22 protein-coding genes and 2 pseudogenes are annotated in these 19,628 nt (G+C 68.3%); 11 read left to right on the forward strand and 13 right to left on the reverse strand.

Annotated features, from left to right (window positions below):
- From ACFYX0_RS42020 to ACFYX0_RS42030, 3 genes are all read left to right on the forward strand, one after another.
- A partial coding sequence (locus tag ACFYX0_RS42020; RefSeq protein WP_388979643.1) for a hypothetical protein occupies window positions 1-315 on the forward strand: 315 nt, incomplete at its 5' end.
- Between the two features lie 239 nt (window positions 316-554).
- Window positions 555-1,166 (forward strand): hypothetical protein, encoded by a 612-nt coding sequence (locus tag ACFYX0_RS42025; RefSeq protein WP_388979646.1) that lies wholly within the window; start codon window positions 555-557, stop codon window positions 1,164-1,166.
- Complete coding sequence (locus ACFYX0_RS42030) at window positions 1,166-1,414, forward strand: hypothetical protein (protein ID WP_388979649.1); 249 nt, start codon at window positions 1,166-1,168, stop codon at window positions 1,412-1,414. Before ACFYX0_RS42025 ends, ACFYX0_RS42030 begins: the two co-directional genes overlap by 1 nt.
- Before the next feature lie 151 nt (window positions 1,415-1,565).
- Here ACFYX0_RS42030 and ACFYX0_RS42035 read toward each other — a convergent pair whose 3' ends face one another.
- The 4 genes from ACFYX0_RS42035 to ACFYX0_RS42050 form a co-directional block, all read right to left on the reverse strand.
- Complete coding sequence (locus ACFYX0_RS42035; RefSeq protein WP_388979651.1) at window positions 1,566-1,832, reverse strand: hypothetical protein; 267 nt, start codon at window positions 1,830-1,832, stop codon at window positions 1,566-1,568.
- Window positions 1,829-1,993 carry a hypothetical protein gene (locus ACFYX0_RS42040; RefSeq protein WP_388979653.1) on the reverse strand — a complete coding sequence of 55 codons (165 nt, stop codon included), beginning with the start codon at window positions 1,991-1,993 and terminating at the stop codon, window positions 1,829-1,831. The genes ACFYX0_RS42035 and ACFYX0_RS42040 overlap by 4 nt, the downstream gene beginning before the upstream one ends.
- A 102-nt stretch (window positions 1,994-2,095) precedes the next feature.
- Entirely contained in the window at window positions 2,096-2,647 is a 552-nt protein-coding gene (locus ACFYX0_RS42045; protein ID WP_388979656.1) for a hypothetical protein, read from the reverse strand.
- Window positions 2,648-2,649: 2 nt separating this feature from the next.
- The gene (locus ACFYX0_RS42050; RefSeq protein ID WP_388979658.1) at window positions 2,650-2,979 is read right to left on the reverse strand and encodes a PadR family transcriptional regulator; all 330 of its coding nucleotides are present in this window, start codon (window positions 2,977-2,979) and stop codon (window positions 2,650-2,652) included.
- 175 nt (window positions 2,980-3,154) lie between these two features.
- Here ACFYX0_RS42050 and ACFYX0_RS42055 point away from each other — a divergent pair, with 175 nt between their 5' ends.
- Both ACFYX0_RS42055 and ACFYX0_RS42060 read left to right on the forward strand, forming a co-directional pair.
- The gene (locus ACFYX0_RS42055) at window positions 3,155-3,760 is read left to right on the forward strand and encodes a DUF3761 domain-containing protein (protein WP_388979661.1); all 606 of its coding nucleotides are present in this window, start codon (window positions 3,155-3,157) and stop codon (window positions 3,758-3,760) included.
- 174 nt (window positions 3,761-3,934) lie between these two features.
- Entirely contained in the window at window positions 3,935-4,264 is a 330-nt protein-coding gene (locus tag ACFYX0_RS42060; protein ID WP_388979664.1) for a cold-shock protein, read from the forward strand.
- Window positions 4,265-4,686: 422 nt separating this feature from the next.
- On the opposite strand, the gene ACFYX0_RS42065 is transcribed toward ACFYX0_RS42060, so the two are convergent.
- The 3 genes from ACFYX0_RS42065 to ACFYX0_RS42075 form a co-directional block, all read right to left on the reverse strand.
- Window positions 4,687-6,009, reverse strand: a complete 1,323-nt coding sequence (locus tag ACFYX0_RS42065; protein WP_311700408.1) for a helicase-associated domain-containing protein — start codon at window positions 6,007-6,009, stop codon at window positions 4,687-4,689.
- Window positions 6,006-6,734, reverse strand: coding sequence for a hypothetical protein (locus ACFYX0_RS42070; protein WP_388979667.1), 729 nt, complete (start codon window positions 6,732-6,734; stop codon window positions 6,006-6,008). Before ACFYX0_RS42070 ends, ACFYX0_RS42065 begins: the two co-directional genes overlap by 4 nt.
- Window positions 6,735-7,022: 288 nt before the next feature.
- Window positions 7,023-7,310 carry a hypothetical protein gene (locus tag ACFYX0_RS42075; RefSeq protein WP_388979670.1) on the reverse strand — a complete coding sequence of 96 codons (288 nt, stop codon included), beginning with the start codon at window positions 7,308-7,310 and terminating at the stop codon, window positions 7,023-7,025.
- Window positions 7,311-7,521: 211 nt separating this feature from the next.
- Between ACFYX0_RS42075 and istA the strand changes: the two genes are divergently transcribed.
- Together istA and ACFYX0_RS42085 are read left to right on the forward strand one after the other, a co-directional pair.
- The gene (istA, locus tag ACFYX0_RS42080) at window positions 7,522-9,117 is read left to right on the forward strand and encodes an IS21 family transposase (protein ID WP_388979673.1); all 1,596 of its coding nucleotides are present in this window, start codon (window positions 7,522-7,524) and stop codon (window positions 9,115-9,117) included.
- Window positions 9,114-9,875, forward strand: coding sequence for an ATP-binding protein (locus tag ACFYX0_RS42085; protein WP_388979676.1), 762 nt, complete (start codon window positions 9,114-9,116; stop codon window positions 9,873-9,875). Before istA ends, ACFYX0_RS42085 begins: the two co-directional genes overlap by 4 nt.
- Before the next feature lie 12 nt (window positions 9,876-9,887).
- Here the strand turns inward: ACFYX0_RS42085 and ACFYX0_RS42090 are convergent.
- A pseudogene (locus ACFYX0_RS42090) lies at window positions 9,888-10,121 on the reverse strand (nucleotidyltransferase domain-containing protein); the annotation flags it as partial.
- Between the two features lie 695 nt (window positions 10,122-10,816).
- A pseudogene (locus tag ACFYX0_RS42095) lies at window positions 10,817-11,044 on the reverse strand (transposase); the annotation flags it as partial.
- 138 nt (window positions 11,045-11,182) lie between these two features.
- Between ACFYX0_RS42095 and ACFYX0_RS42100 the strand changes: the two are divergent.
- A complete protein-coding gene (locus ACFYX0_RS42100) occupies window positions 11,183-11,971 on the forward strand; it encodes a flavin reductase family protein (protein WP_388979679.1) in 789 nt (262 codons plus the stop codon).
- Window positions 11,972-12,048: 77 nt separating this feature from the next.
- On the forward strand, window positions 12,049-12,855 hold the full coding sequence (locus tag ACFYX0_RS42105; RefSeq protein WP_388979697.1) for an alpha/beta fold hydrolase: 807 nt from the start codon (window positions 12,049-12,051) through the stop codon (window positions 12,853-12,855).
- Window positions 12,856-13,569: 714 nt separating this feature from the next.
- Here the strand turns inward: ACFYX0_RS42105 and ACFYX0_RS42110 are convergent.
- The 4 genes from ACFYX0_RS42110 to ACFYX0_RS42125 are packed head-to-tail and all read right to left on the reverse strand — an operon-like array spanning window position 13,570 to window position 16,859.
- The gene (locus tag ACFYX0_RS42110) at window positions 13,570-14,502 is read right to left on the reverse strand and encodes an ABC transporter substrate-binding protein (protein ID WP_388979682.1); all 933 of its coding nucleotides are present in this window, start codon (window positions 14,500-14,502) and stop codon (window positions 13,570-13,572) included.
- Between the two features lie 11 nt (window positions 14,503-14,513).
- Complete coding sequence (locus ACFYX0_RS42115; RefSeq protein WP_388979685.1) at window positions 14,514-15,176, reverse strand: ABC transporter permease; 663 nt, start codon at window positions 15,174-15,176, stop codon at window positions 14,514-14,516.
- 1 nt (window position 15,177) lies between these two features.
- Window positions 15,178-15,819: an ABC transporter permease gene (locus ACFYX0_RS42120; RefSeq protein ID WP_388979688.1), complete on the reverse strand. Its 642-nt coding sequence runs from the start codon at window positions 15,817-15,819 to the stop codon at window positions 15,178-15,180.
- Window positions 15,816-16,859 (reverse strand): ABC transporter ATP-binding protein, encoded by a 1,044-nt coding sequence (locus ACFYX0_RS42125; protein WP_388979691.1) that lies wholly within the window; start codon window positions 16,857-16,859, stop codon window positions 15,816-15,818. Before ACFYX0_RS42125 ends, ACFYX0_RS42120 begins: the two co-directional genes overlap by 4 nt.
- A gap of 141 nt (window positions 16,860-17,000) precedes the next feature.
- Here ACFYX0_RS42125 and ACFYX0_RS42130 point away from each other — a divergent pair, with 141 nt between their 5' ends.
- Both ACFYX0_RS42130 and ACFYX0_RS42135 read left to right on the forward strand, forming a co-directional pair.
- A complete protein-coding gene (locus ACFYX0_RS42130) occupies window positions 17,001-18,599 on the forward strand; it encodes an aromatic amino acid ammonia-lyase (RefSeq protein WP_388979693.1) in 1,599 nt (532 codons plus the stop codon).
- Between the two features lie 767 nt (window positions 18,600-19,366).
- Window positions 19,367-19,579, forward strand: a complete 213-nt coding sequence (locus ACFYX0_RS42135; RefSeq protein ID WP_388979696.1) for a transposase domain-containing protein — start codon at window positions 19,367-19,369, stop codon at window positions 19,577-19,579.
- Window positions 19,580-19,628 lie beyond the last annotated feature (49 nt).

Raw genomic sequence — 19,628 nt, forward strand, 5'->3', positions numbered from 1 at the left:
CCGGGAGGGCAGTCGTCAGGCGCGCGAAGCGCGTCAAGCCCGCTACCGCAAGGTAAGCAGGAATCTCCCGGCTTCAGCCGGGAGAGCACTTCAATACGAGGCCACAACCTGAAGGCGCTCGCCGACTACCTCGCGAGCGGGCGCGGCAAGTTCACGTACCGTGACACCACCAAGGGCTCAGAGGTCGTCTACCACACAGCCAAGGAGGTGTTGGTGGTGATGACGCCCTACAGCACCCGTGCCTTCCAGTACACCGCGAAGCAGTTCGAGGGCGGCATCCACAATGGACGGTACGTCCTGAGAACCTGGAGGTGAACCTGACATGCCAGACTTCTCCTGCAACGGGACTCCCGATGATCTTCTTGCTCGACACAAGTTGATCTATCAGGACGTCCCGTTGCGTCATCCACCAGGACTTGACCTGCGACTCAAGACTCAAACGCAACGGCGTTGTCCATTAGACGGCAGCTGGAGTACCTAACGAAGTCCTACTAGTGAAGATCGTTAAAGGCTGGGGGAGGCGACCACGCCTCCCCCGGTGGGTCGTTGCATAGGTGCGCCCGATCCTGGCCTTCGCCGGGGCGGGCGCCGCCCTATGGGCCGGGACCTGCGAGCTGGTCCGCCTCGGCTGGGCCGCGCTCGGTCGGCGCTTCGACTGGCGGGAACGGCTCGCTGCTCTGGCGATCGGCGGGTACCTCGCCGTCTACGCGTGCCAGCACGCCCCGCAGGTGGCCCACTTCGTCATCCCGGTGGCCGCCGTGGCGTGGTGCGTGCCGGCCTGGTGGGTCGTCCGGTCCGCCATCGACGAACCCGAACCGACCGCCGAGCCCACGGCTCAAGACTGGTTCGTCGTGTGGCTGCTGCAACTCATCGGCGACCAGCCCGGAATCCACCTGCGCGACCTGTACCCAGCGATGCGGCAACTACCCGGCCAAGAGGACCGCGACGACACCCAGCTGCGGGCCGCGCTGCGCGCCCTTGGCATCCCCGTCCGTCGCAGCCTCCGCACCGGCGGGATCGCCGGCCGATCGGGCCTCGCCAGGGCCGATGTTGAGCCTCTCCTCGCCCCTGGTGGAGAGTCGGGCGTGGAGAGTGGTGGAGAGGCAGGTCAGGCCGTGGATTCTCCGCCGCTCTCCACGGTTGGAGAGGGGATGGAGAGCGCCTGATGCCGTACGTGTACCGCTGCCGCCAGTGCCGTGCGTCGAGCCCGCCGGGGCCACGCTGGAAGGCCGAGGCGTACCGGCAGCAGCACCGGGATGTCGAGCATGGCGGTCTCGTGCCGGACGGGGAGCGGATCGAGCGTGTGGCCGGCAGTGGCCCGTATCCGGACGGCCGGTACGTGTCCACGGGTGCGGTGCTCGCCATTCTGGTGGTGTTGGTCGTGGCGGAGGCTGTGGTGCGCTGGTGGAGTTGATAGTGCTGCCAGAGTGAGGCTGCAGCCGGTTCACGCGTTCCGGATGCTCCTGGTGTAGGCCCCGCCGTCTCCCCGTCGCGGTGGGGCCTCGCCATGTCACGAGTGGGGCCTCATACAGTGGCCCCGCTCCGGTGTCCGGGCGGGGCCGTCGTCATGCGGTGGGCCGTGCCGGCTGCTCCCACGCCCATGGGGTGTGCGTCGTGTGGCGCCGCTCCCGACCGCAGGGCTTGCAGTGCGAGGGGCGGATCCGCTGCGGGGTGAACGTGTGCAGCGGCAGTCGCCACTGGCCCTCGGCCTGGAGGTGGTCGCCTCGATGCTGGCCGCAGCGGGCACAGATCCAGTAGCCGTCTGAGCCGTCCGGTCGCACGGGTCCTTCGCGAAACCAGTGGTCGGTGATCAGCGGCGGGCGGGTGCTCATGTGGGCTCATCGTCCGGGCGCACCGGGCCCGCGATGTCGTCGTCCGGCTGGCATTCGGTACACGGCGCGTTGGCGTAGCCCCGGAGGCCGCCATCACTGCCTCGCTGCACGATGTACGTCTCCGGGTCGACGCCCGTGCCGCCGCAGCGCTCACACTCCATCGGTCTTCTCCTCACTGCTCGCCGGGCGCTGCGGGCCCGCGCCGACGATGCGGACGTTGTGTGGCCCGTAGTTCCGGTGGATCTCTGACCATGAGTGGTTGGTCAGTGCCCCCTGGCGACAGCCGACCGCTTCTTATGTGACAGCGTCACGGGGATGCCCAGGGCGATCGCCCCGGACAGGATGTACCAAGCCCCTGCGGCCTGCCACGCAGCAACTCCCAGCATCACGAGTCCTGTTGTGAGGTTGCCGTTTGCGAGGTTTTCAATCCCGATGGCCGCGACGATCGGGATCACGGGGAGGGGGACGCCGGGAATTGACAGGAACAGAAGGGTCCAGCGCCACAGCGGGACGTAGTGGGGATCGCCAGCCCTCTTCAGACGCCGCGTGGCCTCTGCCAGGTGCATCGCGAAGGGCACTTGGCCCAGCGCGAAGCGGGCCGCTGCGAAAGGGCCCTTGCGCTGCGGATCGGCTCGGATGCCTTCCACCTCGCTGCACCAGTCCGAGTAATGATCTTGGCGGATCTCGTGGGGTACCAAACGGGAGACCGTCCAAACCAGTGCTCGGGTGAGCCTGCCCGGCTTGAAGAGCTCAAGGAACCAGGCAGCGAGTACCGCCATGCCGAACGCGATCACCAGCTCTCGCACGAGGTCCATCGTCAGCACCCCTCAGCTGGCATCGCATTGCCGGGTGCCGGTTCCCGCGTAGTGGACTGGAGTTGGGAGCGGAACTCGGCAAGCTCTAGGCGAATGGCACGCTCGCCCTCTCCCGTGAGCGTGTAGATCTTCCTGGCCGGCCGCTTCTCTACCGACGTGTCGACGGTCTCCGTCTCGCGGGTGACCCATCCTGCTTCTTCCATCTGGTGCAGGACGGTGTACAGGACGCCGCTGGACAGGCTCGTTTCCTTCATGAGGTCGTAGCCGTACCGGGGTTTGGCCGGGTCCCTCAGGAACTCTTGAGCTACGAGAACGAGCGGAGGAACCTTCATGCGTAGTTTCATCCTTCACCTCCTATTTTGATTCTGGCATAGGTGGCGATGTGAGGGTAGAGCTCAATTCCGTCCGGGAAGCGGGCCTCGGCCGTGTGCGAGGCCGTCCGAACACTCCGTCACAAGTCAGCCACACTGCCCCCGCAACACCTCCCCAGCCTCCACGATCGCCCGCATGAATCGAACCCTCACCGCGGTGACCGCCGCTCTCCTGCTCGCTGCCGGGCTCACCGCGTGCTCCAGCAGCCAGACCGCCACCGACAGCAAGCCCGCGGCAGCGAGCCCGAGCAAGTCCCAGGCCGGGGACCCGGTGAAGTACCTGTACGACGTCGACCAGCACGACCGCCCCCGGGCAGACGTCGAGGGCCTGGTCCAGAAACTGCGGTCACGCTGCACGGACGACGCGCTGGCCCTGGAGTTCACCGCCACGAACACGGCGACAGATCTGGTCGACGCGCAACACGACCACCAGGACGTCTACCCCGTACTCACCCAGCTTGTGTCCGGCCTCCCGCAGGGCGCTGAGAAGGTGAAGTGCGCGTCGCGGCTGTCGGCCGTTGAGAAGCAGATCAAGGCGGAGCGCGCGGCCAGCCCTTCGCCTACCCCGACGCACACCACGCCGAATGCAGCCGCCCGGCCGCCCGTGCAGCACACGACCGCACCGGCTGTTGACGACCACGGCGGCGCGACCGCCCTGTGCAATGACGGCACGCTGTCGTACAGCCAGCATCATCAGGGCACGTGCTCCCACCATCACGGGGTGGCTGTCTGGTACAAGTGACGGCCCCACGCCTGAGCCGCCGTACGCTCACCGACCAACGCAACACCCGCACAAAGGGGGGAACCATGAACCGCAGAGCACTCGCCTGCACGATCGCCGCCGTCGCCATCCTCGGCACGGCCACCGCCTGCAAGACCACCGCTACGCCCACAAGCGGCGGCACAGCCGATTCAGATGCTCAGGGGAACGGTCAAGTGGTTCGACCAGGCCAAGGGCTTCGGGTTCTTGACCGGTGACGATGGGGACGAGGTGTTCGTCCACGCCTCCGCACTGCCGGACGGCGTGGACACCCTCACGCCCGGCCAGCCGGTCGAGTTCTCGGTCACGGCAACCGCCCGGAGCGCCAAGGCCCGGCACGTGACTCTCCTGCCGCAGGGCAGGACCGCGCCCGTGGGCCGCAGAGCTGACGAACTCGCCATGATGGCCCAGTACCTGAATTTAGGTCTTGGAAGGCATCGAACGCTCCCTGCGCCGCGGCCGCCACCTGGCCCCGGGCGCAGCTGACTGCGTGGCCAGACTCCTCGTCACCACAGCCACCGAATTCACCGGCACCCCGCCTCCATGCGCCTGACCCCCCGGACCAGCAATCCACGCTGGCGGCATCGGCCCGGCCCCGCGGGACGCCCGGCCGACGGCAGCGGCGACAAGGTCACAGCCATAAGGTCACAGCCATGGGCAGCGTCCCGACCGGCAGGCTCGTCCGGCGGATGCGGGTGGGTGGCTGCTGGGCCGCCGCCGGTGCCCTGGGCGCGGTGTCAGGCCGGATGCGCGGGGTGCGGCTCGGCGGCTGGAATGGCGGTGCTGGAAGGCCCAGCGGCCGGCTACGGCCGTCGCCCACCCTGCCCTTGCGCCGCTCGTTGCAGGAGATGGAGTACCGCCGGTCTGAAGTTTTGGTTTTGGGCGTGGTTGGGGCTGTGGCATCTCCTTCAGGTGACAGGGTGTCCGAGGGCGAGGGCGGCTTTACGGAAGCGGTCGAGTTTGTCGGCCGGGACACCGAGGTGGCGGTCGCCGAGGCGGGTGGCGAGCGCGCGGATGCGCCGGTCGCTGGCCAGCAGCACGCAGGTGGCTGTGTCCGTGCACTCGATCAGGTGGACGGATCCGATATCGCGGGCCGCGCCGACGCGCCGCTCGGCGTCGGCCAGGAGCGTGGCGACCGTGTCCGGCAGGGCCGTGGCGACGCGGTCGAGGTAGGCGCGCAGTTCGGCGAGGTCGCGTCCGGCGTGCACGGCGGCCAGCAGCGAGGCGGGGCTCAGGGCCCAGGTCCGGTCGCCGGTGCGGGTGGCGAAGGCGTCCAGGAGCAGAGCCTGGGCCGGGGGCAGGCCGTCGAGGGCGACTAGGTCGTGGTTGGCGAGGACCTTCAGCGCCGCGGCGCCCCCGGCGGTGGCTGGTTCGGGGGCCGGTCCGGGGTGGTAGGCGGATGTCTGGCCGGTGGCAAAGGCGCCGAGAGGGGTCAGGCGGATGGCGCGTAGGCCGTCGTAGCGGCTGATCCGCTCCAGCCAGTCGCCGCCCCAGTTGTGCTGGTAGTCGTCGCGCGCCCCGGCGGCGTCCACGTACTCGACGTCGATCAGCCCCAGCGGTGCGGCGTACTCGAACAGCACGGCCATGGTGTAGCGGCCCTGGAGCAGTGCCCAGGGGTGGTGGCCGTCGTAGCCGAGGCTGCCGTACTCGGGGTCTTCCAGGTAGAGCTTCCACAGGGCGCGTTCGGAACGTGCGACCGAGGGGTTGTGCCCCGCCTTGCGCATGGCGGTGAAGAGCTCGTCGACGGTGGTCCACTCACTTGCGGCCAGGGCAGCCAGCGCGGCGCTGACATGGCCGCGCCGTGGCCTGAGTGCGCTGAGCACGTTCGCGGCGCGCTGGCCTTTGACCGCTTCGACGCGGGAGAACTCGTCCAGGATCGTGGTGGAAAGCCAGCGTTGCCACAGGCCGGTCAAGACCTGGTGCGCGGGCTGAGTGAGGGCCTGCTGGCCGCGCGTGGTCAGCGCGAGCTTGCCTGCGGCCAGCTGTGCCAGGCCGCCGGCCTGCAGGAGCAGAGGCCAGGCGAAGGCGGCTATCGGCTCATCGGGATAGAAGTCGCCTGCGTCCAGTACCTCGGCCACCTGGGCAATGGTCGCGGCGGACGGGCGCAGTGTCTTGGCACTGCACTTCACCCGGCCTGCCGCGCACAGTTGCAGCAGTGTCCGCAGGTCGGCCTGGGCGTGGTGTTCGGTGAGGCGGATCTGCGAGGTCTCGGTGTTGTGCGGGTGGGTCACATCGGCCCCGAGGCGAGGATGTAGTGGTAGTTGCCCGCGCCGCGGGCGCGCTCCAAGGTAGCCAGCACCGTGCGGGCGTCGTCGCGGGGACCGTTGAGATAGAAAGGCATGCCCTGGTTCCCGAAGCCGATCTGCGGTAGCGCGCCGGCTGGTTCCCCCAGCACTGCGGCGGCTTGTGTGAAGCCGGGGGCCGGTTCGAATCCGAGTTCGCGGGCGTAGGCGACGGCTCCGTAGACGATGGCCTGCGCCTGCTCGATTCCGATCGGCAGGGAGGGTTCCTCGAACGCGCTGTAGTAGGAGCGCCGGTGGGCCTCCAGGGAACCCGCACCCATGGTGCGGGGCTCGATCACGTTCTTGACGCCCAGGCAGTACACGTCCACCAGCACACCTGTCACCGTCACCCGGCTTGCCCGCTCCCGGCGTGCCACCAGCAGCTGCGCGAACCCCGCCCCGGTTGCTTCCTCACTCGCCGAGGGATCCTGTGCCGCCCACCCAGGGCAGGCCGACAAGTCCAGCCCGCTGCTCCAGCCCGGGCTCACCCAGCAGCCCACTACCGGCCGGTCTCCCGGCGCCACCGCCTGGTCGGCTGCGGCGGCCCGCCGCAGCAGCACCCCCGCCTGCCCGGGGCGAAGCCCCAACGCCCTCGCCACCTGCTTGGGGCCGCTGCCGGCTGCCCGCAACGCCCGTACCCGTTCCAGCAGCTCTGTGTCATCGTCTTCACGCACCGCGTCATTGTGCCCGACCAGCCCGAAAGCCTTCGCCGCCGACCACGGATCCCGGCGGCGCCTGGTACCGTGCCCGGGCACAACCTGGCAGGGCCTCAGCCCGCCCGGTGGCTGTAGGCCTCGATCCACTGTGCGCCGCTCGGTGCGAGTGGGGGCTGAGCGTGGCCGATGCGGTCGCTCTGGCGGCGGTGCGGTTCGGCCTCCGGTCATGCGTCTGCGGTGGCTGAGGGCCGAACCCTCATGCCGGGTAGGGGTGCCGGCGGCCGGTGCTGGTTGCCGGTGGTGGCGTCAGGCGTATGTGGTGCGGGTGGTGGCGTGTTCGGCGAGGGTGGTCACCTGGTCGGGATCTTCTGCCAGGTCGGCGTTCAAGCCGGTTAGGGCGTGGCGCACGGCGGTGGGCCAGTCGGCATTGCTGGTGGTGGGGGTATGGGTGGTGAGTTCGGCGAGCGGGCCGACCGCACGGCGGATCGCCGTTGTCCACTGTCGGCGGTCACGTAATTCCCCACGATCTGCATGATCAGCGTCACGTAATTCCCCACCCTTGTGGTCACGACTCCCCACCGGGATGCTGACCATCGGTGGTGCCGCTGACCGTGCTCGAACTGAGGTGATGTCCCTGTTTCGTGTGGTTTGAGCGACTGTTAGCCATTCCTTGCGAATCGGTCGGTTTCCCCATGGGCATGCCGGTGCCGGGTTGAGGGCCTGGACCTCTCGGAGTCGTCGCGGTCCCTCGATCTGCGAGCCGAGAGGCCGACGGGCACACCGGATGGCAAGGAGAACGTTCACCGTGGTCGACATCGTCGAGATCTACGTGCACTGGTACGCGGGCCGCTCCAAGAGCCAGGTGTCCGCCTCGCTGGGGGTGGACCGCAAGACGATCAGGAAGTACCTGGCGCCGGCGGAGGCAGCAGGGATCACCCCGGGCGGGCCGCCCATGAGCGAAACGGACTGGGCCAAACTGCTCAAGAGCTGGTTCCCGGAGCTGGCCAGCCGGAAGCTGAACCAGGTCAGGTGGGCAGAGATCGAGCCGCACCGCGACTACGTCAAGGAACTGCTGAAGACGACGACGGTCACCACGATCCACCAACGCCTTCGGGACGAAGGCAAGTTGAAGGTATCCCTGTCGACGTTCCGCCGCTGGGTGCACGAGAACCTGCCCGACGAGGCCGCTCGCTCCAAGGTCACGGTGCTGAGAGAGAACGTCGAGCCGGGCTCGGAGGCCCAGATCGACTACGGTTTCCTGGGCCAGTGGATCAACCCGGCCACCGGGAAGCGGCACCGGATCTGGGCCTTCGTGATGGTGCTGCCCGCCTCGCGGCACATGTTCGTACGCCCGGTGGTGCACATGGACCAGCACGCCTGGACCCTCGCGCACGTGGAAGCGTTCCGCTTCTTCGGCGGTGTCCCGCGGCGTCTGGTGCCGGACAACCTGAAGACCGGGGTGGACAAGCCGGACCTCTACGACCCGCAGATCAACAAGTCGTATGCCGAACTCGCCTCCTACTACGGCACGTTGGTCGATCCGTCTCGCGCCTCGAAGCCGAAGGACAAACCGCGGGTGGAGCGGCCCATGCCCTACGTCCGCGACTCGTCCTGGAGCGGGCGGGCGTTCACCTCGCTCGAGCACATGCAGGCCGAGGCCCTGCTCTGGGCCAGGAGCGTCGCCGGTCAGAGGCAGTGCCGCCCACTGGACGGTGCGAAGCCGCTGTCCGTGTTCGAGGCGGTGGAGGCACAGACTTTTCTGCCCCTGCCGGAAACGCCGTTCGTACTGGCCAGATGGTCGACGGCGACCGTCGGCCCGGACATCCACATCAAGGTCGGCCGCACTCTCTACTCGGTGCCCTGGAAGCTGATCGGCCGCCGCGTCGATGTCCGCTCCAGCGCCACCATCGTGCAGATCTTCCACGAGGGCGAGCTGGTCAAGACCCACGCCGCCCTGGAGCAGGGCAAGCGCACCGACAGAGGCGACTACCCGCCCGAGAAGATCGCCTTCCAGATGAGGACGCCGATCTGGTGCCGCGGCCAGGCATCCCAGGTCGGGGACGCCTGCCGGGAGGTGATCGACCAGATGTTGGAGGTCAACGCGCTCTACCGGCTCCGCGCAGTCCAAGGAGTCCTGGGCTTGCGGAAGAAGTACGGAGACACCCGGCTGGAGGCAGCCTGCAGAAAGGCGGTCGCGGTCGGTGACCCGTCCTACCGCACGGTCAAGGGCATCCTGGTCGCCGGCACCGAGACCGACCCGGAACCCGAGACCGGCGACGCCGGTGCCGCCGCCTTCCTCCACGGACCCGAGGGCCTGTTCGCCGCCAGCATCCCCACCCAGATCCCCGGCGACGTTCACGACGACCAGGACCGCGGTGACGCCGAGGAGGCCGCCCGATGAGCGTGATGACCACCGCCCTGCGCGACTCTCTCAAGACGCTGCGGCTGTCCGGGATGCTCGAGACCCTCGACGCCCGCCTCACCCAGGCCCAGAGCGGCGAACTCGGACACCTCGACTTCCTCCAAGTCCTCTGCCAGGACGAGATCAGCCGCCGCGAGACCGTCGCCCTCGAACGCCGCCTGCGCAAAGCGAAGTTCGAGCAGCAGGCCACCTTGGAAGGCTTCGACTTCAACGCCTCCCCGAAGCTGCCCGCCGCCCAGATCCGCGATCTCGCGGCCCTGCGCTGGCTCCACTCCGGCGAGTCCGTCATTCTGTTCGGACCGGTCGGGGTCGGGAAGACACACGTCGCCCAGGCCCTCGGCCACCAGGCCGTCCGCCAGGGCGCCAACGTCCGCTTCACCAAGACCAGCTGCATCCTCGCCGAACTCGCCGGCGGCCACGCGGACCGCACCTGGGACAGACGCATGCGCGAACTCATCCATGAACGGCCCAAGCTACCGGCCCAACAAGCGGCCCAAGGGCCCCGCCCACAAGCCGCCGACCAATTAACAGGCGGCGAGCAGATCGGCAAGGATGCCTGCCGGGTCATGCAAGACCCGGGCGCCGTCGCTGACGACCCGATGCGTCCCCGAATCGACGGGATCTGTCTTCGCCCATGCCGGGGAGCCGATGCCCAGCTCGACTTCCAGGCCGGAGGCCGTGGAACAGCGTCGTTCTGCGATCGGTCCCCACGACTGGGTGCGGATCACTTCGCCTAGCCCCAGTTCCACGGCCCAGGCATCCTCAAGCAGATATCGGGACTCGTCCGTGGTGAGCAGGACAATGTCGATGTCGGAGTCCGGTCGCGCGGCATTGCGGGCGCAAGATCCCACCAAGAGCAGACCGACGATGTCATCACGGCCCCTCGACCAGCGTGTGATCCGGTCGATGACCTCGTTGATCTCAGCGACCCGCTCCGGCGACAGCGCGGTCGGAAGATTCGCTGACTGATCGTCGCGATGCACCTCGAATGTCCCGTCCCTCGCCGAAGACCAACATCGGACAGCTTCTCAGGCCAGTCCCACGACAGCCAACCGGCGGCGGCAGCGGCACGATGGCCCAGCCACAAGCCAGCGGACTCGCTCCACATCATGCGACGCAACGACCCGTGACCTGGGGAATTACGTGACCACAGCGGTGGAGAATTACGTGACCGTCGACAATGTGGTCGAAGCCGCGCAGCATCGGGGTCAACTCCTGAGCGCAGCCGCACAGCGTGCACAGCCGCGTGCCCGGGTTCTGCGCGACGTTCAGAGCGTGCTCCACGTCGAGCAGCGGTGCGTCCTGCGGCGCCTCTTCGCGATGCAGAACGACGGCGCCTTCGATCAGAGGTCTTGGGTGAACTCAGCGTCGACGGGAGGGGATCAGGGGACGGTCAAGGTAGCGAACCGACTACGTTGCCTGCTGCCGACCAACGATTCGCCGCTCTGCGCATCGAGTCCTACGCCTACGGGCTCACCCAGGCCCGACGCAGCTTCAGCGTAAGCCTGTCCTGCTCGGTGCTAGGAGCGTGTCTTTGTAACGGGCAAGTGGCTGGCGGCCGTGGTCGATGGGATCGGTCTTGGCCGACTCGCCGCCGCTGGTGAGGCGCGGTCGGAGTCGTGGCCGTCGGGGGTTGGGCCTGTATCGGGCTGGTGACGGGCCCGGGAGGCCCGATTGGTCAGCCGGCCAGGGCGGCGAGTCCGGTAGTCCCGGCGTGTCGGAAGATCTTGCGGAGGTTGTGGCAGGCGGCCAGCAGGCGCCACTCTCCTCGGGCTCCGTCTTCGCCGCGCAGGAGGAGCTGGCGGCCGTTCTGGCAGGTCATGATCTGTCCGAAGACGGGTTCGACGATGGCCTTGCGGCGACTGTAGGCGGCCTTGCCGGGCTTGGTCCGCAGCTTGCGGGCCAGTATCGGCGGGGGGAGGACGGAACGGTGAACCGGGACGTGGAACTCGTCACCATCGATGTCGAGAGTGTTTTGTTCATCTGACCAGGCTGCAGCTCTTGATCGTTTCACGCACCCCTCACATGAGCCGCTCTGGCGGCCGTGGCCTATCGCGCGGCGCAGCACTGTCCGCATGCCGCGCTCGCACCATATGGAGGAACGTCGATGATCATTGACGCCGCGGAGCTCGACGCCGCCCACGCGTACAAATTGCTGATCGGGAGCATCATTCCGCGCGCCGTGGCGTGGGTGAGCACCATCTCGCCCGAGAGCGTCGCCAACCTTGCGCCCATCTCCTTCTTCACCGCGGTCGGGCGCAAGCCCCCGATGGTCTCGCTCTCCCTGCAGCCGCGCTCCGATGGGGTCACGCTGAAGGACACCCTGGTCAACATCCGTCAGACCGGCGAGTTCGTCACCAACTTGGCCACGCTGCCGCAGGCGCACGCCCTGCACAGCTCGGCGTTCGAGTTCGACTCGGCGGTTGACGAGTTCGAGGCGCTTGGCCTGGAGAAGGAGCCGTCGGAGGTGGTGCGCGTGCCCCGGGTGATGGGGGCGCCGATCTCCTTCGAGTGCGTGGTCGACCGGATCATCCCGGTCGGCGACGACGGGGTCGATCACGTGGTGTGGGGCAAGGTGATGCGGTTCCATATCAGGGACGACCTGCGCCTGGAGCGGGGACGGATCGACACCCCCGCGCTGCCGGCCGTCGGCCGGCTCGCGGCCGAATACACCCTGGTTGACAACGTCTTCACCACTCCCCTGGGTGAGGAGCTGATTGAGGCACGTCACGGCCGCCGGATGCAACGCCTGGACTCCCGGTCCACCGACTTCTCACCGATGGACAGCCAGGACTGGTCCTCCTCGGGGGCGACGTCCCTTCCCGGACAGTGAGCACCACGATGAGGACAGAACGTGTCGGGCACAGCGATGTGCGCTTCCGCTGAGCGGGCGAAGGCGATGTGGCCGTAGTGTTTACCCACGGCTTCCTCGACGACCAGTACATCTGGGACAGCCTGACCGCGCAGCTCACCACGCCCGGTATCGAGCACGTCACGCTCGATTTGGCTGGCTGCGGGGACCGCAGTCAGGCGAGCGGGCCGTTCACCTACGCCCGGTTCGCCGACGAAGCGGGCGCTGTCGTCGACGAGATCGGCAAGCCCTTTGTGATCGTCGGTCACAGCATGGGCTCGGCCGTGGCTGATCTGGTCGTCGTCGGCCGGCCCGATCGAGCCAGTGCCGGCCATCGTCATGGCCAACGTCGGGCGTCATCAACCGGGTCGTGGCCGACGACGCCAGGCTGCCCGAGGCGACGGCCTTCGCCCGCAAGGCGGTCAAGGGCTCCACCCGCGCCTACGCCGCCCACAAGGCTCTGCTGCGCGCCTGGGCCGTCGGCGGGATCTCGGCGGCGGACGAGGCGATGTTCGACATCGCCATGCCGCTCTTCGAAACCGACGACGTCAAGACCGGCCTGGCCTCGGCAGTCAATGCGTTTAAGGCAGGGCTGCCCCGACCCGCCATCGACTTCCAGGGCTGCTGACTGCCATCGGGGTGCGTCAACCACCGTAGGCGGCGCATCCACTGTGCGCGCACGGCCTGACCCACGGCTGGTGAAGGCTGAGAGTGGCATGAGCCTGCTGCGGTCGTCGACCCCGCCCAGTATGAGCGCTATCTGTTCGAGCAAAGGGCGGAGACGACCGAAGCTCCTGTACCCGGCCCAGCGAGCTCACTGGACGGAACGCTTGGGGCTGCTGGGCAGACCTCTCTCTTCGCATTGAGCTCCGGCAGAGCCAAGGACGTTGAAAGTGAGGCGAACAGCGCGCATTCGGTAGCGTCCGCTGCTCCGGATCTTGCGGCATCGATCGATGGCAAGAGCGACTCTGGCTTGCAGTCGCTGACTCCCAGGGCCGTGAGCGTTGGGTGGCGTACCACTGCGTGATCGCGACTTACCGCTAACCGGCTTGGTACACGCTGTTTAGGGCGGTCTGCTCGAAGCGGGCAGCCATCACCGCACGGTCGGGGGGCGCACATCGCCCTGGAGCTGCTTGAAGCCGCCCTCTCTGGGCTTAGTGTAGGCGGTGACCCATCTCACGTTCACGCCCAGGCGACGTAAGGTTCCCTCCCCAGTCAGGCCCACCGACCCGGCTGGCCAGCGTCCGGAGGGACACGCACCAACGGACCGGACCCAGCTGCCCCGCGCAGCCCACCGGCACCAGGGCGTGACCACGATCAGCACACCCACCATCGGCCAGCGGCCACGCGGAGCAGCGCTGGGCGCGGGATTCCACTTCCACGCTCATGTCGCTCCACCAAGGTGGGCACAACCCGCACCAAGCCCTTCGGTGCGCACAGGTTCGCGTAGCTGATCAGAGACGCTTTCATCCGTGGACAATGGACAGCGCTCAACGCTGTCCATGACGTGATCGCAGGCGCTGACATCCGCCTGGTTGTTGCGGCACTCGGAGCGTCCGGCGGGTCACTGGACCGGTCGGCTATTTCACCAGTCCGTGCCCCTTCGCGTATGCGTTCGCCACGTCTTCCGGGTCCTTCTTGTCGTTGTCAACCCGGCTGTTGAGTTCGGTGAGGTCGGCGGTGGTCAGAACGTTGCCGAGTCGGGCGAGGGCCTTGCGGACGGTGTCGTCGGCCTTGCGGTCGGCGATGAGCGGGACGATGTGCTGGCTGGGGATCAGATGCTGGGGGTCGGAAAGCACCACCCAGTCGTTGGCCTTGATGTCGGTGTCGGTGGTGAAGAGGTTCGCCACGTCCACGTCGCCCTTCTTCAAAGCTCCCTTGACCAGCGGGCCGTCGGAGTCCAGAGACTTGAACTCCTTGAAGTCGATGCCGTATACGTCCTTCAGGCCGACGGCGCCGACCTGGCGCTTCTTCACCTCTGGGGCGGCGCCGATGACCAGCTTGCCGTTCTGCTTCTTCAGGTCGGCGAGGGAGGCCAGGCCGTACTTGTTCGCGGTCTCGCGGGTGACGACGAAGGCGTCCGAGTCCTCCGCCATGCCGTACGGCAGGACCTGGAGTCCGGCGGGCAGGGCGAGGGTGAGGGCGTTCTGCATAGCGCCCTCCTCGGTGGGCGTGGCCTTCGGGTCGAGGTAGTTGAGGAGGGCGCCCTGGTACTCGGGGAGCAGGTCGATGTCGCCGGCCTTGAGGGCGGGGATGACGATCTCGCGGGTTCCGAGATTGGGGCGCACCTTGGTCTTGACGCCAGCCGCCTCCAGGGCAGCTGCGTAGAGGTAGCCGAGGACCTGGTTCTCGGTGAAGTTGGCGGTGCCGATGGTGACGCCGCCCTTGCTGGAGCCGCCGCCGGCGGTGCTTGGGCCCTGGCCGCTGAGGGAGGTGATGCCGCTCGCGCACGCGGAGAGCGCCGGGACGGAGGCAGCGGCGAAGAGGCCGCCGAGGAGAGCGCGACGATTCATGGTGGGGATCCCTAGGCAGTGCGGTGGCGGAAGAGGAAGCGCTGGAGGCCGGCGAGGGCGATGTCCAGGACGACAGCGACCACGGCGACCAGCACCGCGCCGCCGAGCACCTGCACGAGGTCGCGTTGGGCGAGCCCGTCGAAGACGTAGCGGCCGAGGCCGCCGAAGGAGACATATGCGGCGATGGTCGCCGTGGCGACCACCTGGATCAGGGCCAGGCGCAGGCCCGTGGCGATCAGCGGGAGCGCGAGCGGCAGCTCCACCTGGAACAGCACCTGGTGGCCGCGCATGCCCTGCCCGCGCGCGGCGTCCTTCACGTCTGGGTCGACGGCCGTCATGCCGGCATAGGTGTTGGTGACGATCGCCGGGACGGCGAGGGCGACCAGCGCCACGTACACCGGCAGCATCGACAGGCCGCCCGCCAGGAAGACCAGGACGACGAGGCCGACGGTCGGGAGCGCCCGGCCGAAGGACGCGAGGTTGATGGCGATGAACGCGCCCTTGCCGGTGTGGCCAATGAGCAGGCCGAGCGGGAGGCCGATGGCTGCCGCGATGAGCGTGGCCAGCAGGGAGTACTGGAGGTGCTCGGTGAGGCGGTGGGCGATGCCGTCGGGGCCGGACCACTGGGAGGCGCTGGTCAGCCAGGTGCCGAGGTTCTTGAGGAGTTCGTACATGTCAGGCTTGCCGCCTCCGCCACGGGGTCAGGACGTACTGGACGGCGACCAGCAGGGCGTCTGCGACGACGGCGAGGAGGAGGGTGAGCACCACTCCGACGATCACCGGGGTCGGGAAGTTGCGCTGGAAGCCGTCGGTGAAGAGCTGGCCGAGGCCGCCGTCGCCGATGTAGGTCGCGACGGACACCAGGGAGATCGACATCACCGTCGCGATGCGGACGCCCGCCATGATCACGGGCAGGGCGAGCGGGAACTCGACCGTGAGCAGCGTCCGCAGCGGACGAGTGCCCATCGCCTTCGCGGCCTCCTTGACCCTCGCGGGCACCGAGTCGAGGCCCTCGACCGTGTTCCGCAGCAGCACGACCAGCGTATAGACCGTCAGGCCGATCACGGTGGTGGTGCGGGTCAGGCCGCTCACCGGGAGCAGCAGGACGAAGATCGCGATCGACGGGATTGTGAACAGGACGTTGGAGATGCCGAGGAGAAAGCCGCGCAGGGGGCGGATCCGGTGGGCGATCACTGCGAGTGGCAGGGAGATCAGCAGGCCGAAGAAGACGGCGGTGAGGGCTGCCTGGAGGTGGGAGAGGGTGAGACTCGCGAGATCGCCGGTGTGTTCGGATATCCAGGACCAGTCGATCGTCATGCGGCCACGCTCACTTCGGCGTGCGCACGGCTCGCGTGCGCGTGGATGTCGTCCCGGGACGAGACGCCGGTGAGGACGCCGGCCGTGTCGACGCGGACGACCAGGCCGGTGGGGGAGGCGACCGACTCGTTGAGGGCCGACAGCAGGGAGTCGGTGTCCTTGAGCGGCCGGAGGGGGAGTGCGGGGCCCCCGGCGTTCTTCGAGGCCCAGTGCAGGGGCCTGCGGGCCGCGTCGAGGGCCAGGGTCCAGGTTCCGCCCTCCGGGGCAGGGCCCTGCGGGACGTCTGCGAGGGTCTTCAGCGACAGCAGCTTCAGCCCGCGCTCGGCGCCCAGGAAGTCGGCGACGAAGTCGTCGGCGGGGCGGGCGAGCAGTTCCTCGGGGGAGGCGCACTGGACGAGGTGGCCGCCGGTGCGAAAGACCGCGATCTGGTCGCCGAGGCGGACGGCCTCGTCGATGTCGTGGGTGACGAAGACGATGGTCTTGCTCAACTCCTTCTGCAGGCGGAGTAGTTCGTCCTGGAGCTGGGTGCGCACCACAGGGTCGACCGCGCCGAACGGCTCGTCCATCAACAGCACCGGCGGATCGGCGGCCAGTGCGCGGGCGACGCCGACGCGCTGCTGCTGGCCGCCGGAGAGTTGGTGCGGATAGCGTTTGCCGGCATCGGCGCCGAGACCCACGGTCTGAAGGAGTTCGGCGGCGCGGGCCCGTGCCTTCCGGCGGTTCCAGCCGAGCAGCAGCGGGACGGTGGCGATGTTGTCGAGCACCGTGCGGTGCGGGAACAGACCGGCCTGCTGGATGACGTAGCCGATGGAGCGGCGCAGCTTGGCGGCGTCCTGCTGAGTGACGTCCCTGCCGCCGACCCGGATGGTGCCGGAGGTCGGCTCGACCATCAGGTTGATCATCCGCAGGGTGGTCGTCTTGCCACAACCGGAAGAGCCGACGAGGACGGTGACGCCGCCCTCCGGCATCTCCAGGGAGAGATCGTGGACTGCTGTGGTGCCGTTGGGGAAGCGCTTGTGGACCGCGTCGAACTGGATCATGAGTTGTCCCTTGCCCGGCTGCATAACATCATGCAGAGTTCTAGGTAGGTGAATGACTTGTCAACAGGTGTGCGTTAATCCGCGGTAACAGATGACCGGTGGGCAAGATGTGACGTCCGGATTGATGGGAGTTTGCGCTTGATGTCGTCTCGGATGGTGGACATGTCCGGATCCGTGCGCTCCGGATCGGTGGTCCTCGACGGGATCGGTCTAGGTGTCGAGGACGTTGTGCGCCTGGCCGACGGAGCTGCGCGGCCTGTCCCCGACGCCGAAGCGATGAAGCGCGTGGCCGAATCCTGGGACGCCGCCCGACAGATCGCGGCGACCGGACGCGTCTACGGCCGCTCCACCGGTGTCGGCGCCAACCGGAACGAGGACGTGCCCACCGAGGCCGCTGCCGGACACGGCCTGCGCCTGCTGCGCAGCCACGCAGGCGCCATCGGCGAGGAACTCCCGGCCCGCCAGGTCCGCGCGATGCTCGCCATACGTGCCAATCAGCTGCTGGCCGGGGGCGCCGGCCTGCGGCCCAGCGTCATCACGGCCCTGTGCGAGGCGCTGGACGCCGCAGTGCACCCGGTCGTCAACGAGTTCGGTTCGGTGGGGACGGGCGATATCGCGGCGTTGGCACAGGTGGGTCTCGCCCTGGCGGGGGAGCGGCCCTGGCGGCGAGCGGGGACGTCCTTGAACGGCGCCTCCAAGGAGTGCGTGCCCGGGGCGGATCCGTCTGCCGAGGGGGCCGTCGTTCGCGCCCCTGAGCCCCAACCCCTCGACAACAACGACGCACTCGCGCTCATCAGCAGCAACGCCCTCACCCTCGGTCAGGCCGCCCTCGCCCTCCATGAACTGCGCGGGCTCATCGGTGCCACCCAGGTCGTTGCCGCGCTGTCGCTGCTAGCGGTCGACGGGTCCCACGAGCCCTACGCGGCCCCCGTGCACGCGGCGCGCCCGCATCGGGGCAGCGCCGAAGTCGCCCAGCGGATGCGGGAGCTGATCGGCGCGGCAGACCGGCCGGCCCCGCCACTCGGCCGGATCCAGGACCCGTACGGCTTCCGCTGCCTGCCCCAGATCCACGGCCCCGCGCACGACGCGGCGGACGCCCTGGAACAGGCCCTTACCATCGAGATCAACGCGGCCACCGAGAACCCGCTCATCTCCCCCGAGGACATGGCCGCCTACCACCACGGCGGCTTCTACCTGGCCCAAGTGGCCCTAGCCCTGGACCACTTCCGGCTGGCGGTCACTCAGGTGGCCCGCCTGTCCACATCCCGCCTGTCCACCCTGAACGAGCCCGCCTACACCCGTCTGCGTCCCTTCCTCGCCGACCACGAGCCCGCCTCCTCAGGCGTGATGATCCTGGAGTACGCCGCCGGGGCCGCCCTCGGTGACCTGCGGGCTTTCTCGGCGCCCGCCTCGCTCGGGCACGCCGTACTCTCCCGGGGCGTCGAGGAACAGGCCAGCTTCTCCTCGCTCGCCGCACGTCAAACTCTGCGGGCGTGCGCCGCGTACCGTCTCGTCGTCGGCTGTGAACTCGTGGCTGCCGTAAGGGCTTTGCGGCTGCGCGACCTCAGGCCCGATGCGGATCTTCCGGTGGGCCGGGCGCTGGCACTCGCCGAGTCGGTACTCGACGAGGACCCGGCCGACCGACCGCTCACGGACGACGTGACGGCGGCGGCCACACTGCTCGACCGGTTCACGGAGATCTGGAGGGGGAGCACGTCCGGTCGGACCAACCCCCAATAGCCGTTTGCAGAAGGGGCGGCGAACCAGCTGCGTTCCCCAGCCGTCCCTGCCGTTGCGATCCGAACCCGCCATCCACCCCATGGGTGATACCGACCACGGCACCGTGCCCTGGGACGTGGACCGAGTCCGAGCCGCGGCTGGAACCGGTGTACTGCCCGAGCACCGCGGACATGACCTCGGCCGGTGGATGAAGGCTGAGTCGATCAGACAGGCCCATGGGCGCTGCCCGGCCCTCGGGGGTGCCCCTATGTCTTTGGTCAAGGTGATCGGTCGGTGTCAGAAGCTGTTGTCGTTCCGATCTTGAGGGATGCGTTTCGAACGGGAGTCTCGATCGGGTGGTCGCGGACCGCTGGGCGCATACGGGTGGGGCCTCCTGAACAGCTCGTTGGTGTCTAATCACCGAGCAACCTCAGGAGGCCCCGGTGCCGCAGTCTTCCGTGTCGATGCCCGGGCAGTCCACTTCGGTCACCTGGGAGTGTGACTGTCTGGCTCACCGGTTCGGAATCGCCGCCGACAACGGGGTGCGCGAGCGCCGCTATCCGACCGACATGACCGATGGGGAGTGGGCCAAGGTCCGGCCGCTGCTGCCGGTGCCGGGCTGGATGCGAGGCCGTGGCGGGCAGCCGGAGGCGTACTGCCACCGGGCGATACTGGACCAATGCCACGAAGTTAAGGCCCAGTTGACGTTGTCAAGCGCGAGCGTTTACGAGACGGGCCTCTGCTATCCAGGGGATCGACCAAGATCTTCCTGAGAGAGCAGAGGCTCTGTGACACAGTCTGTCACGTACGAAATCGATGACGTGTTCGCTCCCGGCCATGTCGGTGAATTGACGCAGGTCATCCCGCCCGAGCTGGTGGATGCGGTGTTGGACGAGAGCGGGACTCGCGAGCGACGGCTGCGCAGCCTCCCCTCACGCGTCGGGGTGTACTTCGTGCTAGGAGCGTGGGTCAGTAACAGGCAATTGGCCGGCCGGTCGTGATCGGGGTGATTGATTGCGGTCGCCCGGTCGGGCGACCGGGCGACGGGGC

Origin of the sequence: Streptomyces sp. NPDC002573 (genome assembly GCF_042889625.1) — a bacterium.
Classification (GTDB): domain Bacteria; phylum Actinomycetota; class Actinomycetes; order Streptomycetales; family Streptomycetaceae; genus Streptomyces; species Streptomyces gibsoniae.